Origin of the sequence: Fibrobacter sp., from assembly GCF_045131395.1 — a bacterium.
Classification (GTDB): Bacteria; Fibrobacterota; Fibrobacteria; order Fibrobacterales; family Fibrobacteraceae; genus Fibrobacter.
This window is the reverse complement of sequence record NZ_JBGUQY010000039.1, coordinates 20,163-34,616: the sequence shown is the minus strand read 5'-3', so window position 1 is coordinate 34,616 and position 14,454 is coordinate 20,163. Positions and strand designations below refer to the sequence as shown.

General features: G+C 49.1%; 11 protein-coding genes. 4 read left to right on the top strand and 7 right to left on the bottom strand.

The features are described 5' to 3' along the window. From ACJMNB_RS09700 to ACJMNB_RS09685, 4 genes are all read left to right on the top strand, one after another. Positions 1-1,509, top strand: coding sequence for a BamA/TamA family outer membrane protein (locus tag ACJMNB_RS09700; RefSeq protein WP_405341894.1), 1,509 nt, complete (start codon positions 1-3; stop codon positions 1,507-1,509). Positions 1,510-1,600: 91 nt separating this feature from the next. After that, complete coding sequence (gene purB / locus ACJMNB_RS09695) at positions 1,601-3,043, top strand: adenylosuccinate lyase (RefSeq protein WP_405341892.1); 1,443 nt, start codon at positions 1,601-1,603, stop codon at positions 3,041-3,043. 286 nt (positions 3,044-3,329) lie between these two features. After that, entirely contained in the window at positions 3,330-4,085 is a 756-nt protein-coding gene (locus tag ACJMNB_RS09690; RefSeq protein WP_405341890.1) for a hypothetical protein, read from the top strand. Further along, on the top strand, positions 4,085-5,230 hold the full coding sequence (locus ACJMNB_RS09685; protein ID WP_405341888.1) for a radical SAM protein: 1,146 nt from the start codon (positions 4,085-4,087) through the stop codon (positions 5,228-5,230). Before ACJMNB_RS09690 ends, ACJMNB_RS09685 begins: the two co-directional genes overlap by 1 nt. Here the strand turns inward: ACJMNB_RS09685 and ACJMNB_RS09680 are convergent. The 7 genes from ACJMNB_RS09680 to guaA form a co-directional block, all read right to left on the bottom strand. Then, positions 5,227-5,766: a phosphatidylglycerophosphatase A gene (locus ACJMNB_RS09680; protein WP_405341886.1), complete on the bottom strand. Its 540-nt coding sequence runs from the start codon at positions 5,764-5,766 to the stop codon at positions 5,227-5,229. The genes ACJMNB_RS09685 and ACJMNB_RS09680 overlap by 4 nt on opposite strands. Positions 5,767-5,844: 78 nt before the next feature. Beyond that, positions 5,845-6,051: a hypothetical protein gene (locus ACJMNB_RS09675; RefSeq protein WP_405341884.1), complete on the bottom strand. Its 207-nt coding sequence runs from the start codon at positions 6,049-6,051 to the stop codon at positions 5,845-5,847. Positions 6,052-6,210: 159 nt separating this feature from the next. Continuing rightward, positions 6,211-7,947, bottom strand: coding sequence for an EAL domain-containing protein (locus ACJMNB_RS09670; RefSeq protein WP_405342104.1), 1,737 nt, complete (start codon positions 7,945-7,947; stop codon positions 6,211-6,213). A 153-nt stretch (positions 7,948-8,100) separates the two neighbouring features. Then, positions 8,101-9,462, bottom strand: coding sequence for a hypothetical protein (locus tag ACJMNB_RS09665; protein WP_405341882.1), 1,362 nt, complete (start codon positions 9,460-9,462; stop codon positions 8,101-8,103). 8 nt (positions 9,463-9,470) lie between these two features. Continuing rightward, positions 9,471-10,772, bottom strand: coding sequence for a fibrobacter succinogenes major paralogous domain-containing protein (locus tag ACJMNB_RS09660; protein ID WP_405341880.1), 1,302 nt, complete (start codon positions 10,770-10,772; stop codon positions 9,471-9,473). Positions 10,773-10,801: 29 nt separating this feature from the next. After that, the gene (locus tag ACJMNB_RS09655; RefSeq protein ID WP_405341878.1) at positions 10,802-12,292 is read right to left on the bottom strand and encodes an FISUMP domain-containing protein; all 1,491 of its coding nucleotides are present in this window, start codon (positions 12,290-12,292) and stop codon (positions 10,802-10,804) included. Positions 12,293-12,493: 201 nt separating this feature from the next. Next, a complete protein-coding gene (guaA, locus tag ACJMNB_RS09650) occupies positions 12,494-14,329 on the bottom strand; it encodes a glutamine-hydrolyzing GMP synthase (RefSeq protein WP_405341876.1) in 1,836 nt (611 codons plus the stop codon). Between the last annotated feature and the right edge of the window lie 125 nt (positions 14,330-14,454).

Here is a 14,454-nt window from a genome sequence, read left to right as displayed (position 1 = left end):
ATGTTAAAAAGGGAGTCGAGAAGTCTCTGGGTTTTTGTTTTTGCCTCGCTATGGTTGTTTGGCGTTGTACCGCTCTTTGCCGAAGAAAATTCCAGTACCGAAGTATCCGATACGGGTGCGGCTGTTGAAGAATCTGTAGATAGTGATAGTGTTGAAGTTCCTGAAAAGTCGGCCTGGATGTGGCCCATTGAGCATATTATCCAGCCTTTTTTGAATGGTCTTATTTATCCGATTGCGCAGCCTGTGGACTACGCCTTTAAGAACGGTGTCATTGAAAAGACCGTCGAATTGATTTCTTTTGGCGAAGATTACAAGATTATGGTTTACCCCGGTTTTAACTTTAAGCCGGGTTCGCGATCCATGGTTGGCATGAACTATCGCCATCGCAGCGCGTTTCTTGATAAAGATTATCTTGTCTTGCAGGGGGAATATTTTGCGAATGGAGACATGGGCTTCACGGCTCGCTACACAAAGCATTCCTTGTTTGGAACCCGCTTCTTTGGCGGCTTTAGGTACGATATAGACCTGGACCGCGACAATCGATTTACGATTCCTGAGACCAAGGAAAACTATTTACAGCCCGATTCCAGTTATCAGTTTACCTGGCGTCTGGGGGCTCCCATTACCAATACAGCCAACTGGAATGCTGAAATTTGGGCGTCCCTTTTTTGCGGCCGGGCCAGTCATCCGGACGTTCAGGATTCAGTGCTGATTAGCGATAAATTCAAGATCGAAGACCGTGGCCTATACCAGAAGGTTGACCAGGTTCCGGTGGGTTTTTCCATTGTGTACGACAACCTGGATGCTCCGTATGCTCCTTCTCGTGGAACTCGCGTGGTGTTAGAGGGCGACTATACCTTTGTGGGCAAGTATTCCGGTGTGCGGTACGAAGATTTGGGAATTCTGCCGGAGTCTGACCATGACGAAGTCATTAAAGATGGTGGATTGAATCACGATTACTGGACAACGCGGTTTATTTTTCAACACTATTTCTTTTTAGGAAATGCACAAAACTATGTGTTCTCGGTAAAGGAAGCCCGTGAAAATCGCCGGTTCTATACCGATTTTTCTTGGGATGAAGTGATGCGCGTATGGCGTCCGGAACAGGTCCGCAACACGCTTTTTGAACGCCGAGTTATAGCCTTGCAGTACCGCTTGGTGAGCCTCTGGGAAATGGAAGAGGGGGGCGCTCCTCACGATGCATTTATCAATGTGAATGCCAATACTCCCTTGCGCGGCTATAACGATAAATGGACAACGCACAATTTGATGTCTTTGAGTGTGGAATACCGTTGGCCGGTAGACTTGTATGTCGATGGCGTGTTGTTTGATGAATATGCGATGATTGCCCCTAAAATAGACAAGTGGAGTATGGACCATTATTACAACTCCTGGGGCTTTGGCATCCGTGTCCGTCGACCGGATATTTACCTTTTCCGTTTGCAGCTCGGATTCCATGGGCTTCATGGCATCAACATGATTGTGACCATTGCTCCTGAATTCAAGTAGGAATATGTCATCCTGAGCGTAGTGAAACGGAGTCGAAGGATCTTTGTTTTTTCTACATTTATCACGTAAAATTTAAACCAAGGACATCAATATGCGTGATCAATTCGAAAGCCCGCTCATCAAGCGTTATGCTTCTAAAGAAATGAGCTTCCTCTTCAGCCCCCAGTACAAGTTCCAGACCTGGCGCAAGCTGTGGATTTACCTCGCTGAATCCGAAATGGAACTGGGCCTCCCGATTACGCAGGAACAGGTGGACGAACTCAAGGCTCATGCCACCGATATCAACTTTGAAGTCGCCGAAGAAGAAGAAAAGCGCCGCCGTCACGATGTGATGAGCCACGTTTACGCTTACGGCGTGCAGTGCCCCAAGGCCAAGGGCATCATCCACCTGGGTGCAACTTCCGCCTTCGTGGGTGACAACACCGACCTTATCCAGATGCAGCAGGGCCTCATCATGGTCCGCAAGCGTCTCTGTCGCGTGATGGACAAGCTTTCCAAGTTTGCCATGGAATACAAGGACATGGCCCAGCTCGGTGCTACCCACTTCCAGGCCGCCCAGCTCACCACCGTCGGTAAGCGCGCCTGCCTCTGGCTCCAGGACATGCTCATCGACCTCGAAGAACTGAACTTCCTCATCGAAGTTCTCCCGTTCCGCGGCGTGAAGGGCACCACCGGTACGCAGGCCAGCTTCATGGACCTGTTCAACGGCGACGAAGAAAAGATTATGGAACTCGACCGCCGCGTGACTGCCAAGGCTGGCTTCAAGCGCGTGCTCACCATCACCGGTCAGACTTACACCCGTAAGTGGGACAATCGCGTGAACCAGGTGCTCAGCTCCATCGCTCAGTCCTTGCACAAGTTTGCAACCGATATGCGCCTTATGCAGGGCGTTAAGGAAGTCGAAGAACCGTTCGAAAAGACCCAGATTGGTTCTTCTGCCATGGCTTACAAGCGTAACCCGATGCGCAGCGAACGCATTTGCTCCCTGGCCCGTTTCGTGATGGCCCAGGTGAACAGCACCGCCTTCACTCAGGCTACCCAGTGGTTCGAACGTACCCTCGACGATAGCGCCAACAAGCGCCTTGCCATTCCGGAAGCATTCCTCGCCATGGATGCCATGCTCATCATCGCCGAAAACGTGACCAACGGCCTCGTGGTCTACCCGAAGGTTATTGAAAAGCGTATCATGGCTGAACTCCCGTTCATGGCTACCGAAAACATCATCATGGAAGGCGTGAAGAATGGCGGTGACCGTCAGGAACTCCACGAAGAAATCCGCGTGATGTCCATGGAAGCGGGCAAGGTCGTTAAGGAACAGGGCAAGGACAACGATCTCCTCGAACGTGTCCTCAAGAACGAAAAGTTCCAGAAGCTCGGTATCACCGAAGCCAAGCTCAAGGAAATCCTCGACCTTCGCAAGTTCGTGGGCCGCGCTCCTGGCCAGGTCGTGAAGTTCGTGACCGAAGAAGTCCGCCCGGCAATCGACGCCGTTCCGGATTGGGCGAACATCGACGCCGGCGAGCTGAAGGTGTAAAATTCGCTGATAAACTTCGCATTACTTCCTCTCGGCAAGGCTCACGTACGTTTTGTACGCTACGCCTTGCCGTTCGTCGTCCTGCTCGTTTTTGAGCGAATTTTGTTTTGCTTGGTTCTAAAGCGATTTTTATTGTAATGTTGTTGCGAGGATCAAAATAACAAAGCAATCTATCACTTTATTGAATTTTCCCGTGGAGTTAATCACGGGATTTTGTCATTTTACGCATATGTGCGATTTTGAGCCCCCTTTTATCTATATTGTAAATGAAAGAAGGAGAAACCCCATGAATATCCGTAAAAGCAAAGTTGTTAAGAATCGCGAGTGGTCGGCTTCCACGCAAAAGAAGCTGGCGTCCATGCTTGGGGTTTCTGCGATGATTTCGGCCGCAGCCTTGACGGCTTGCGATTTTGGCTCCAATACGACTGATAGGAATGTTTCGGGTTCAGAACTGTCTAGCAGTTCCGTGGATTTGCCGCCGGAATCAGGAGTCGTTGAACCTCCGGAGCCCACTTGTGGGGAACTTCCTTGTGATGGTTACGAACGTCTGTCTTCGAGTTCTGAACAGCAGAATTCAAGCAGCAGTTCTGAGCCGCCCCTGTCGGCTGGTATCTTGCCTCCGCAAATAGATGAATCTTCTTCCAGCAGCTACAGCATCGATTCGTTGGAAGTCACTTCGGGTGAAATTGCCCCTCCGGATACCTTGGAACCTGAATCGGGCTCCCCGTTCGATCAATTACACGATTTAAGCTCCAGTTCCACGATTCCGGAGTTTCCTCCACAAGCCGGAGTCGTGGAACCGGACTTTGGAAGCAGCTCCTCGTCAGTAGATGTTTTGCCGTCTTCTTCGTCAAATGAGGTTGAAATCGATTCAACGCTTACGGCAGGTTTGCCTGTTATCGAAGAAAGCTCGTCGTCCGAGGAGGAGTTCGTTACGGCGGGTCTGCCCGTTATAGAAGAAAGTTCTTCTTCTGCCGAAGAACGGTATATTCCTGCAGGCGATCCGGTTCTTCCGCCGGAACCTGAAGACATGAATAATTAATGAATCTGGTTCTTTCGCTCACAGAACGTTGTAACCTTCGCTGCACTTACTGTTATTACAAGGTAAGTCACGAGGCCCGTAGCCTTGTGATGTCGAAGGACGTCATGGAGACTGCCATTCGGTTTGCCTTCGAGCGGACTCTTGCGTTAAGGCAGAACTTTCTAAATATCACCTTTTTCGGTGGCGAGCCCCTGCTTTGCATGGACTCGATTTGCCATGGTGTGGAACTTGCGAAAAGCCTTGCTCGTGAGCGCTTTGGCGACAACGTGTCGATTGGCATGACTTCTGCGAATTCGGCTCCTTTAAATTCTGCCATAAAGCCGTTCCGCTTGCGTTTTGCGGTAAACACCAACGCCACTCTGCTGGATGATGCCATCATCGAATATCTGAAGCGTGAAAATTTCCGCATCTATCTTTCGCTGGATGGTCACGAAACGCACCATAACATTTGCCGCAAGCAGGTGGGGGGAGCGGGGTCCTTTAAGCTCATCGAGCCCCATATACCTATTCTCACCAAGATGGATACCGTCGTCCTTTCGGTGGTGACCCGCGACAATATGGATTCCCTTTCTGACGCAGTCCGCTGGATTCAGGCCCAGGGTTTCAGGAACATGACGACGGCGGTGGATTTTGACGGCAAATGGACCGGCGACGAATTCGATATCCTCGCCAGGGAATACGACAAGCTGGCGCAATTTTGGCTTGAAACCAAGCGCAAGAAGATTCCCTTTTACTTGGGAACAATCCAGGACAAGTTGAAATTCCGCCTGACGGGACAACGCCATCGTTTAACGAGTTGTCATGTGGCCGAGGGCATTGTGGCTTGCGCCACCAACGGGAATCTTTTCCCTTGCACCCGTTTTATCAGCAGTATGCCTGACGCTCCCTATATCATGGGTAGCGTTTTTGATGAACCCTCCAAGATTTTTGAGGGCCCCGTCGCCAGGGATATCCGTGATTTCTTTAGCCGCGACAAGAAGGACTGCGAAGGTTGCGCTATCCGTTTTCGCTGCCATGCCCACGAATGCGCCTGCACCTCGTTCTATTCTACGGGGTCCATTCACGGGGTTTCTGCTGAAGTTTGCACCCACGAACGAATGCTTGCCGCCATCAGTGACGGCGTTGTTAGTCAGGAAATTTGCTAGTTCTGGCTACCGGGCGCAATGGCTAGCAGTATCCAGACAAAAGAGTATATGTACGAAATGGGATACATCAGTAATCCCGCGTAGATTCCGCCCAGTAAATCATCTGCCATTACGCCCCAAGCTCCCGGAAATCTTTCAAAACGGTGGATGCCGAGGGGTTTCAGGATATCGAAGAAGCGGAATAGTCCAAAGCCGATAAGAAGCAGGGGAGCGGTAAAGACAATGCCCATGCTGCTGATAAGGCCGGGATTGATGAATGCGAAGGTCATGAAGATTCCGCAGACTTCGTCAATGACGATCCAGCCGGGGTCTTCGGTGCCGGTGTCTTTCATTGCCTTGTTCACGAAGGGAATGGCTCCGAAAAACACGATGATGGCGGCAGCAAAAAAGAAAAATCTGAACAGGGTCTCGCCAAGAATGTCGCTGGCGAAAACAGCCATGGGGTATGCCACGACGGTCGCTGCCAGACTACCCATGGTGCCTGGAGCCTTCGGGCTCATTCCAGATCCAAAGAATGTGGTTACGAGTATAGACAAAGAATCGGTGCCCCGCCATTCGTGGGGCACACGTTTTTTGCCATATTTTTCTTTGAGTTCCTCGCGGTTCACGAGTACTTAGTTGTCCTCATATTCGGAGCTGCCCCAGCCGTCCAGGTCGCCCGCGGCGCGGCCAAGAGTTGCACCGCCGAGGATTTCGTCGATGCCCTTGTCTTCGGAATCGTCGTCCTCTTCTTCGAAGATGGAGGATTCTTCCATTTCCAGGTCGTCGTTCGGAATGATCGGATCGTCATCCAGTGCGTTCTTGCTCTTCTTTCCAGCCATATTTTCTCCTTGATAAAGGCGTTTTCGTATTCTTTAACGCTATATTATAAAATTTTTCATAAAAAAGGAAATTTTTTTTGAAAAAAAAGATGTTTTTTTGTGGAAAAACATCTCTTTTATATAAAAAAATGAAAATTTGTATGACAAAAGCCTAAAAAATCATATTTTTTCTCGGACTGTAAGGTTTCTTGTCATGAATGCATAGACGGCTTTTGTTCCCATACGCGATATAAATCGAACTTTGGTGTTGACCCTAAAGCTGTTCAACGTCACGTCGTATTCAACCGTTTCCCTGTGTTCTTCGGAGTATAGAATCTTCTGGTAATATTTCTCGACCTCTTCGGGCGGGTTTTTTTTCCAGAGGATTCTTAGAACTTCGTTGGCATCTGTCGCTCCGAAAGACTTGATTTCGCGGATAAAAGCCTTGTTTGCAAATATGGTGCGGTAGTGACGGTCTTCTCGTTCGATAAGCGCAATGGGAATTTCGTTTGTGACATCCATGCGCTTTCGGGTCAACGGAGAGTTTTCCAGGAAGTTGATGCGGCCCATGTCGTCGTAATAGCGGCGTTCTGCAGGAGTTTCGTTTGTCTCGAAATTGCACAGTTCTGCGCGCTTGTTGTGGTAGTCTTCAATGGGCATGGGCTTGGCAAAATAATAGCCTTGAATCAGTTCGCAGCCGATTCTCTTCAGGTATTCGTACTGGTCTTCGGTTTCAACGCCTTCGGCCAGAGTGTGAATGCCGAGCTTTTTCGCCAGGTCTACAATCGAGGCGATAATGACCTTGGACTTCGGGGTCTTGTCGAAGTTCCTGAGGAAGTTCATGTCGATCTTGAGGAAGTCGAAATCGTAGGTCTGCAGGTTGTTGAAGGAACTGTAACCGGAACCGAAGTCGTCAATCCAAACCTGGTAGCCGTCTTCCCTAAAGCTGCGAATGGTATCGCCCAAGCTTTCCAGGTCCGAAGCAAAGGCGCTTTCGGTGACTTCCAGGACAAGATATTCCTTGGGCACGTTATATTTGACAACGGCTTCGTCCACGACTTTCTTGATGTCGCTCAATTCAAAGTCAAGCCTTGAAAGGTTGACGGAAATGGGCTGGTAGGCGAAACCGCTATCGATATCGTCTCGCAGGTCCTTGCATACCTGATCAATAATGTAGGCGTCCAGCTTGTGAATCAGGTGAACCTTCTCTAGCACTTCAATAAAGATGAGCGGCGAAATCATGCCGCGCTTGGGGTCAATCCATCGGGCAAGGGCCTCGTAGCCGCAAACCTTCTTATTGAGTGCTCGATATATCGGCTGGTAATACACCTTGAAATAACCCTTTTCGAAGGCTTCGTCAAAGTGTTCCAACACATATTGTTTCTGCTCGTGCCTCTTGCAGAGTTCTTCGTCAAAGACGGCGTATTCCCTGTTAAAGATGCCGTGGACTTCGCGACAGGCGAGGGAGGCGCGGTCCATCATGACAATGGGTTGTTGTGGGGTCCCGTCGGCTATATAGATGCCCGCCTTGATGAGGTTGCGGAGTCCTTTTTCGTAGCCCGCCATCGTCTTGTTCAATAGCTTGATTCGCAGGGCTATCTCTTCGACGGTGAGATTGAGGCTGATGACCACCAGGTGGTCGGCTCCGGCACGTAAGACGGTTTCGCCTTCAAAAAGCTTCTTGAGTTCATCCCTGAATTTGCAGAGGTATTCGTTTCCGCCTTGGTAAGAGAACCTCTGGTTGATGGTCTTGAAACTCATCACATTAAAAAAAGTGATGGTTGATCTTTCGAGAGGGTAATAGTTAGGATCTTTTTGAGTTTGCGCAAAGAACCATGCTACAAAATTCAGACCGGTAATGGGGTCTTCTTTTTCGAAAATCGAAGTGCTTGGTCCCGCTCCCAGGGGACGTGTCATATCGGGTTCGCTTTGTATCACGACCATTTTCTCCTATCTTCTAGCTTTAATTTAACTAAAGAAAACAGAAAAAAGGGACTTTTCTGTGAAAAAAGTCCCTTAATGCCCTGCTTTTTTTATTCCAATTTGGAATAAAATGGCGTTTTGCTCAATTTATTTATAGTCGTTTATGTCGTAACCGGGAACGCGCTTGGCATCCATGAAGTAGAATTGTTCCTTGATGTTTCCGGCCTTGTCTGTTACCGCGTTCATGATAGAATCCAGGGTTGTTGCAAAGATTGTGGAATCTTCTTCTGCGTAGATTTCTCGAAGCCTTTGGAATAAAGCCGTTTCTTCAGGCGTCGTAAAGCCTTCTGGCCAAGAGACAGCAAGAATCTGAACCGAATCTTCAGTAGTACTTTCATCGATCAGGCCGTCATAAACATCTTTCCAGCGAATTTCGTGCAAAATACCAAGAGATGTTGAATCGTATATTCCATAACCTTCCTTGGCGAAAATTTTTTCACCGTTGACCGTGGTTCGGGTGAATAAATAGTCGACAAAGTTGTAGGGCTCTACGGTCATTAAATAATATTCGTTCGTAATCACGTCAAGCAGACGGGCCTTGCTTGCTTCCTTGAAAAAAATGTTTTTATTGTAATACTTTAATTCCCGGGTTACTTGAGCCGGCACGACCCAATCTTGGAACACGAGGGCGCAGGACAGTGTTGCGCTGGTATCATCTTTCAGGAAGTTGACCAGGGTGACGCTGTCGAGGGAAACAGAGCCTTCCTGATAATACCGGGCATTCATGATGTCGTAATCTTTTTCAAATTCGATTTTCAATTCCATCGTATCAGATTCTGTTTTCAAGAAACATTTCGATTGGACGGAGTCCGCATAGGTGGAATAGAATCCTCCATAGTAGCACGGTATAACCCTGGCATAGAAATGTCCTTTGATGTAGTAGGCATCATCCGGATTATAGCAGACTTCCGTAAAGTGAGCATCGCCGGGTTTCTCTGAAGGAACCAATGTATAGGTTTCCTTTAGATTGCCGCACTTTGCGGAGTCCGTTAATATTTCGATGCGGTAGGTTTCATTCTGTTTTTTAAAGATATCCTTGAAAACAAGGCTACCATTCGACTCAGTGCTTTTTTCACCCTTGATTTCTTTGCCATTCAGCAAAAATTTGGTGTTGCTGTAATTGCAGACGGAAGGATCGTTAAAGCGAATGTTGACAACCATTTCTTCAATGAACTTGTTGATTTCGATCGTTGTGTCAATAACACGGCTTTGTCGGAATCCTTCAGAAATGTACGTGCCGTTTCCACCATTGGAGTGGTTTAGGCGAATGGTTGTTCCCGAATTGCTTATAATGCTGTCCAGTATATCCCTTTCTGTAATTTCCTTTTCAGCCTTCTTTTCGTGCTCCTTTTCTGCCGATTTTTCTTCGGCAGTCGTGCCGCTGTCAGAACAGGCTACAAAGGCGCTAAGCAAAAAAGATGTCAGTGCAAACCAGATTACGTTTTTCATAGAATCAATTAGTCCTTTAAGCAACGAATAGACAGATACGAATTCATTCCTGTTCCGCTATTACTAACTTCTGGAGTCCAGTTGTGAAATGTGATGATTTCGGCGGTAAAGTCATTTCTGTTATCGGATGTCCAGAAAAAGGCTACTCCGCCCTGATCGTACAGGTGTACGTTTTCAGTGTCATCGGCTCGGCCCACTGGCATGACGTTGAATCCGTAATCGTCAAAACCGTTTCCGTCGCGGCCTTCATATTCTTTCCAGCCTTCTATGGACTTTAAGGATTTTTCGACGTTATTCCAATCAGGGAAACTAGGTTCTTTTTGACCGCCAATAGCAGTAAAAAGGACCTCGTATTCATCTACGTTCGGCAAGTGCCAACCTTCGGGGCAAATGCCACGAATCTTACCATTCGAGTTGTTTTCGTTGGCGCACTTTCTAAAGTCATAGCCGCATCCCTTGCCGTCTTCAGAAAATACGGCGGCAGAATCCATGGCGGCCGACCACAAATAAAGGCGGCCATATTTTTCGCAATAATCCGGATCCTTGTCGTCGCAGAAGCTGGAAGAATCTTGGGTCTTTGTCGGTTCTACGTAAGCGTAGGCCAGGTTTTCGGCCATCCAGGTTTGAGTCCCGATGGTCACGGTCTTGTATTCGCGATTATCACGTGTGTCTACCATGGTTCCGGCAACAGCCTCTAAAGGCGGAACATAACTGATGCTGCTGGAAGATTGCCAAGAATGAAACGTCTCACTCGAAGAGGATATTTCTTCTTCCTTGGAACTTGAACTTTCTTCTGTTTTCTTTGGAGCGATGTTGCGGTAATATGTCACACCTTTTTCCACTTTGCAAAGGCATCCGTCAAATTCCCATTCGGTTGCCTTGGGTATCAACGTATTGAAGTCGCCGTCGCTTCCTAATTTGTATTTGCAACCATTGAGCTTAATCCAGACACCTCTGTAGCCGTATTCAGAATTTAAGATAAAGTCTATACGGTTCTCTTCGGGATTGAGCATCGCTTCGTAACAGGAGATATCAAGGTTACCTGTTTGACTGATAAATTCCGCGGCCTTGGAACAAGCCTCTTTGTTGAGAATGGTACTGTTGGTGATTGTCTTTGACCAGGAATTTTTTTCGGTGATGCCGTAGAGTTCTTTGCATTGGGCCGAAGACGGTGCGTCGGGAGTATCCTCTGGCTCTGATACTTCCGGTGTATCCGGAGAATCCGGTTCCGAGGAACTATCGCTGCAAGCAATGAAGTGTGCTGCTACAATTGCCGATAAAAATAAACTTATGCCGAAAGACTTTTTCATACGAACAAATTAGTAATTTTAAAGTTCTGTTAATTATGAATGCAGCGGACATTCATTGCCATGAGGCGGTCTTCAATGTCTATTTTTGCTTTTTCCTCGTCGAGATCCCACATGATCAAGTAGTAGGCGAAATCATCATAGCCTGGATTCAGTGTCTGACTCCAGATCTGAACCAATTCGCCGTATGTTGCAAAATACTTTTCGATAACGTCACAGCCACCGTTACTGCAATAACCCGTTTCATCTACAAGAAGTCCCAGGGGCAATGCGGAAAATCCGCTTTCATTAGTTGCAGAACTCTCTTGCCATGGCCATTCTGTTGATTTAAGGGCGGCATCACTTGCATTTTCCAAAAGGGTTTTGATTTCGTCTCTCTTTGGTAGGTGCCATCCTTCTGGACAGGCTTTCATCGCTGCGATGTGGGAGTAAAAACGCCCGAAGATTTCGCAACTGTCGGGGTCGTTGCCTAGGCAATGAGTTTTTCCTGCAAAGAGGGGGTGGGCAATGGAATCGACGTAGTTCAGGTTTTCTGCCATCCAAACTTGTTCACCGATTTTTACGCTCTTGTAGCAATGGCCATCGCGGTCATCTTGGAAAATCTCGTATTCCACATCGGGGTTCAGATATTTCCAACTCTGTTTTTGGATGCTGGCGCAGGTGTCTGTATCTACGCTGGAAGAGGAAACTTCGATTGATGATGAACTGGGAGTTTCTGCAGAAGAACTGGACTCTACGGAGGAACTGGATGGGATAACCATTTCCATGAGCAGGGTGTCCTTGACGCAACGGAGCGAATATCCGTGAGACTTGGAATCAGAAAATATGGACGATTCCTTAGGGGCTGTACCGTAGCTGTACACCCTCGATGGAGGAATGGTTTCGTCAAAGAAGGTGTCTTGGTTGTGGTCGACATAATAGTCCATTTCGTCGCTTTCGGTAGCAGTGATGAATTTGTCAGCGTTATCCCAGTAAGAGAAGGAGTAGTTGCTGTAAAAACCGCTGTGGAGAATCTTGAATCCGTAGGGGTCTTCGTCAACGATGTCGGTGTAGCTCATCAAGTATTTCCATTCCAGAGTATCGGGAACATGCCAGCCCGGCATACAGATGCCTTGATGGTACGGCTTGTGGATGGAATCTTCGGCGGTATTTCGCAGGTAATAGGCTTTAAAACCCATTGCTTGGGCCCAATTGTACAGGCGGCCGAACTTGACACAATTGGAATCCTGGTTTTCAAAACAGCGGCTGCCTTCGACTTCGTAACGCAGGTTTTCGGCTGTCCAGATAAGTGCTCCTATTTCCGTGGTACGGTAGACCTTGTAGTCGCGGGAGTCGCAAATTTCGTTTTTACCAAGTTTCTCCGGGCAAGAAGTAGGTTCATCTGCTTCAGCTGAGCTTGAAGAAGTTTGGTTCTCGTTTACGTCTTCGGGTTCAGAAGAACTGCTGCATGCGGAGAATGCGAATAGAAACGATGCAAATGCCGTTACGACGAAATAAGGAAATTTTGCAATATGTGAAAGCATTTGATAAATATAGAATTCATTCTTACGTTGTCTACAAGAAACGCCAGCTGATTCGAGATTCAGCTGGCGTTTTCTTTATTCCTTTCGCGACACTCGGCTCCGCGCTACTCCCATTGCGACTGCGCTACGCTCGTCGCGTGTTCGCGCGGCTCGGTCATGAAAAAATAGCGCTAGCGCAAGCATTTTTTCGCGACACTCGCCTTACTCCCACTCAATTGTTCCGGGCGGCTTGTGGGTGACGTCGTACCACAGCGAGCCTGCGCCTTCGGCTTCGAACTTGCGCCAGAGACCAGCGAGCATTCCCTGGTCGATTTCGGCGAAGTTTGCGGTCATGGCTTCGGTGGAGTTCACCGGGCGCATCACGATGCAGGGCTTGTTCGCCGTGCGGAGCGGAACGAGAACGACCGGCATCTGCCAAATCTTTTCGTACAGGTCGTTTGCCTGCAGGAATTCGGTGCAGATGTTGTCGAACTTGCGGAGCGTATCGAAGTTTTCGCGGGTAGCGAACTGTTCAACGAGCTTCGGATCTTCATCGGCCACGCTACCGATCTGATAGATGACGCGGTTGATTGCCTTGAAACGGTTGGCAAGTTCAGTAGAGAACTTTTCGCAGTCCTTCCAAGAGAGGCCCGGAGTCGTGATGAGGAACGGCTGTGCGTAAGTACGGCCATCGCCCTGCACGCCCACGCTCTTGATGGGGAGCAAACGGCCTGCAATGTTGTTTGCCTTCAGGTAGTCAGCGAGGGACTGGCCGGTCGTATCCTTCACGTCTTCGAACTTCACCATGTCATTGGTGAGAACGCCGTCGCTGCAGAGCAGGCGAACGCCGAGACCCGGACCCGGGAACGGGTGACGCCACACGAGGTTGTGCGGAATGCCAAGTTCTTCGCCGAGGGCACGAACTTCGTCCTTGTACAGGTCGGCGAGGGGTTCCAGCACGAGGCCCTTTTCCATGAGGTCCAAGACTTCTTGCACGCGGTTGTGGTGCGTCTTAATCTTGTCGGCGTTCTTGGTGCCGCCGCTTTCGATGGTGTCGGGGTAGATGGTACCCTGGGCCATCATCCACTGGTTCGGATCGAGGTTGAGCTTTGCCATTTCCTCGTCCTTGACCGTCAAGAATTCCTTACCGATGATGCCGCGCTTGGTTTCGGGAGCGGTAACGCCCTTGAGCTTGGCGAGGAAGTGTTCGCTGGCATCGCGAACCTTGAGGTTGTTCATTCCTTCCTTGGTGAGGAAGTCCATAATCTTCTGGGATTCGCCGAGGCGCATCATGCCGTTGTCCACGTGCAGGCCGAGAACCTTTTCCGGTCCGAGCACGCGGTTCAAGAGCACGAAGGCAACGGTGGAGTCTACGCCGCCAGACACGAGCAGGAACACCTTGCGGTCCTTCACCTGGTCCTTGATGCGCTGCGTGATGAGCGGCAAGTAGCTCTTCATGTTCCAAGTTTTCTTGGCACCGGTGAAGTCGATGAAGTTTTCCAGCAACTTCATGCCGAACTTACTGTGGGTGACTTCTGGGTGGAACTGAATGCCGAAAATCTGGCGTTCGGGGCGGTCGCTATCGAATGCGACGGCGGCGATTTCGCAGTCCTTGGTGCTGGCCACGATCTTGTAGCCTTCCGGGAGCTTGGTGACCTGGTCACCGTGGCTCATCCACATGGGGGAGGCCTTCGGCAGGTCCTTCAAAATCGGGCACTTTTCGTCACCCACGATGAGGTCGGCGATGCCGTATTCCTTGACCTTGCCCGGTTCCACGTGACCGCCCAACTGCTGGGCGATAAGCTGGTGGCCGTAGCAGATGCCGAGCTTCGGCACCGGCAGGTCCAAAATTTCGGGATTGTATTCCGGAGCGTCTGCAGCATACACGCTAGACGGGCCGCCACTGTAAATGATGCCCTTTACGCCTTCCAGTTCAGAAACCGGGGCGGCAGGGGAGTGGATTTCGGTAAAAACGCCCAAGCGGCGCACGCGGTTCGCAATCAAGTGAGCATACTGCCCACCAAAGTCCAAAACGGCAATAGTGTCAACGTTCTTCATATTCTTTCTGTCATCCCCGCGAAGGCGGGAATCTTTTTAGCGTAAAGATAGAAATTTTAAGTCTTTCCTGTATTACAAATGTAAAAAAACAGCGCTGTTTGTCGCTGTTAATAAAAAAATAAATC